We start from the raw sequence: 2867 nt of genomic DNA on the forward strand, positions 1-2867 counted from the left end.
GGCACGGTGCTGGCGGTGCGGCGGGCCGGGGACGGGCCGGTGGACGGGGTGTGGCCGTCCGACCACGCGGCGGTCGTCGCCGACCTCGCGACCCGGCATCCGTGATCCGCGCGGGCCCTAGGTCCTGTCGACGCGGCCCAGGAAGATCGGGTTGGTGAACGCCGCCAGCGCGCCCGGCAGCGGCCCCGCCGCCGTCTCGTGCCGCAACTCCGCCCGTACGTACGCCGCGTTGGCGGGCGTGGTCCGCCACTCGAAGACCCCCGACCCCGCCACCGGCACCGGCGCACCGGTGAACAGCACCCCCTGGTCGGTCACGAACCGCACGGTGCAGCGGGGTGCGCCCGACACTTCGAGGCGTACCGTCACCGGCGTGTCCGGGGCGGCCGCCAACCGCCCGCCGATACCGGCGTGTTCGCCCTTGCCGCCGGTCGCCGTGAGACTCAGGGACACGTTCTTCGACTCGGCGACGTACGACCGTCCCGCCCGGATCCCCTCCTGGATCGCCTCGCGGGACAGGTCGTCGGCGAGGACCACGGTCTGCGGCGACCCCACCACGTCCGGGTCCCGGTGGGCGTCACTGCTGCCCATGGCCGCAAGCCAGTCCCGTCCCTCGCGCGCGGACGCCACGAGCATGCCGTCCCAGGCGGCCAGCGCCACCTCGTCGTCGGGCGTGTAGGGGCCGTTCCACACCTCGACCGCGTCCGCCTCGCCGAAGCCGAACTTCCAGGCGCAGCCGATGCAGGTGGCGTGCGGATGGGCGGGGACGACCAGCCCCCCGGCCTTGCGGATCCGGCGCGCGAACCGGCCGAAGCGGTGGTCGCGGGCCCGGTAGCGCCAGTCGACGAAGGTGCCGGGGTCGGTGCCGAGCGCCACCACATGGCCGTTCCTCGTGGTGACCTCCTCACCCAGCATGATCAGCAGGTCGTCGCCCGCCTCGGTGGCCCAATGGGGGTGTGCCGCATGGGTGTTGTGCTCCGAGGTGTTGATGAAGTCCAGGCCCGCCGCGCGGGCGAGGGCGGCGATCTCGGCGGGGGTGCGGCGGCCGTCGGAGTACCAGGAGTGCAGATGGCAGTCGCCGCGGTACCAGGCGCGGCCCCGGCCCTTGGCGCGTTCCGGTGGATACACCGGCTTGACGACGGTGCCGGGCTCGCCGTAGGTCAGCGTGACCGTGATCTCGTACGACAGGCCCTGCGGTGCCACCGTGTACGGGCCGAGCGCGATGTTCCAGGTGCCCTCGCGCACCGGGCCCGGGATGTACCCCGGCGTCGCGTCGTCGGCGCGGAGGAAGAACTCGGTCCGCGCGCCCCCGGACCAGCCCCGGAAGCCCTTCCCGCCCAGTTCCGTGCCCCGCTGGTCGAAGATGCCGATGTCGAGGGCGTTGCCCGCCGTGCCCGTGGGGACGGCGGGGCGGTCGTAGGTGTAGGAGACCCTGATCTCCCGCACGCCGGAGGGGACTTCGACCGGCACGTACACGAAGTCGGGGGACCCGGTGGGCAGGGTGCCCCGGATCGTCCTGGTCTCCTGGTCGCCGTCGGCGGCCGCGGCGAAGCTCACGCCTCCCAACGTAAGCGCGGCGGCGGCTCCCGTCACGACGAGTGCGCGTCTCGCGATGTGGTGCTCGTCATCACACATGGGCCCCACTCTCGGGGACGGCGGTGAACTCCCGTGGAAGAAAAGGGAATCAGAGGCAGCCGTGGTGTTCACCGCAGAGTGCCGACCGGTCGGTATGGACATATCGCACCCGGCGCGGTAGAGATGCGGTCATGCGTATCTCCGCGACGATCTTCCTCACCGACGAGACGATCACCCCGACCCGGCTCGCCCGTGAGCTGGAGCAGCGGGGGTTCGCCGGCCTGTATCTGCCCGAGCACACGCACATCCCGGTGGAGCGGGTGACGCCGTACCCGGCGGGCGGCGAGCTGCCGCCCGAGTACGGCCGCACGCTGGACCCCTTCGTCGCGCTCGGCCAGGCGGCGGCGGTGACCGAGCGGCTCGGCCTCGGCACCGGCATCACCCTGGTCGCCCAGCACGACCCGATCGACCTGGCCAAGCAGATCGCGACCGTCGACCACCTCTCCGGCGGCCGCCTCACCCTCGGCCTCGGCTTCGGCTGGAACGTCGAGGAGGCCGCCGACCACGGCGTGGAGTGGCGTACGCGGAGGGAGCTGGTGCGGGACCGGATGGCGCTGATGCGGGCGCTGTGGTCGGAGGAACCGACGGCCTACAAGGGGGAGTTCGGCAGCGTGCGGGCCAGCCATGCCTACCCCAAGCCGGTACGGGGGCAGCGGGGTCCCCGCACCCTTGTCGGCGGGGCCGCCGGTCCCAAGCTGTTCGCGCACATCTGTGAGTACGCCGACGGCTGGCTGCCGATCGGCGGGCGCGGCCTGACGGAGTCCCTGCCGGTGCTGCGCGCGGCCTGGGCGGACGCGGGCCGCGACCCGGCCGCCCTCCAGATCGTCCCGTACGCGATCTTCCCCACCCCCGGCAAGCTCGCGCACTACGCCGATCTGGGCATCGAGGAGGTAGTGGTCCAGCTCCCGCCGGCGGGCGAGGCGGAGGTCCTGCGGGTACTCGACGACTATGCCCCCTTCCAGTGACACCCTGTAACGCCCGGGGGTACGGGACGAATCGGGCGGCGCCTGCCTGGCCTGATCACCTCGCTCGTATGCTCGAAGGATGACGACTTCCGCGACCCCCGGAACCGGCCCGACCGAGAACTCCATGCGTCGCGCCCTCAAACGCGCCCGTGACGGCGTGGCCCTCGACGTCGACGAGGCCGCGGTCCTCCTCCAGGCCCGCGGCACGGCCCTCGACGATCTCACCGCCTCCGCCGCCCGCGTCCGTGACGTGGGCCTTCAGGCGGCGGG

At 73.0% G+C, this 2867-nt stretch carries 3 protein-coding genes and 1 pseudogene; 3 read left to right on the forward strand and 1 reads right to left on the reverse strand.

Going from position 1 to position 2867, the window contains the following annotated elements; all coding sequences use genetic code 11:
- Window positions 1-105: pseudogene (locus HLK59_RS51815) on the forward strand (endonuclease); the annotation flags it as partial.
- A 12-nt stretch (window positions 106-117) separates the two neighbouring features.
- Here HLK59_RS51815 and HLK59_RS49300 read toward each other — a convergent pair.
- Window positions 118-1632 carry a CehA/McbA family metallohydrolase gene (locus HLK59_RS49300; RefSeq protein ID WP_171148223.1) on the reverse strand — a complete coding sequence of 505 codons (1515 nt, stop codon included), beginning with the start codon at window positions 1630-1632 and terminating at the stop codon, window positions 118-120.
- Window positions 1633-1763: 131 nt separating this feature from the next.
- Here HLK59_RS49300 and HLK59_RS49305 point away from each other — a divergent pair, with 131 nt between their 5' ends.
- Together HLK59_RS49305 and HLK59_RS49310 are read left to right on the forward strand one after the other, a co-directional pair.
- The gene (locus HLK59_RS49305; RefSeq protein WP_171148224.1) at window positions 1764-2597 is read left to right on the forward strand and encodes an LLM class F420-dependent oxidoreductase; all 834 of its coding nucleotides are present in this window, start codon (window positions 1764-1766) and stop codon (window positions 2595-2597) included.
- 79 nt (window positions 2598-2676) lie between these two features.
- On the forward strand, window positions 2677-2867 hold a 191-nt coding region (locus HLK59_RS49310), incomplete at its 3' end, for a hypothetical protein (RefSeq protein ID WP_171148225.1).

The organism is Streptomyces sp. S3(2020) (genome assembly GCF_013044505.1).
In the GTDB taxonomy this organism is placed as follows: Bacteria; Actinomycetota; Actinomycetes; order Streptomycetales; family Streptomycetaceae; genus Streptomyces.

Bases quoted from the DNA above. Each gene is read 5' to 3' on its own strand.
- HLK59_RS49300 (WP_171148223.1), bottom strand. From the start codon at position 1,632: ATGTGTGATGACGAGCACCACATCGCGAGACGCGCACTCGTCGTGACG.
- HLK59_RS49305 (WP_171148224.1), top strand. From the start codon at position 1,764: ATGCGTATCTCCGCGACGATCTTCCTCACCGACGAGACGATCACCCCG.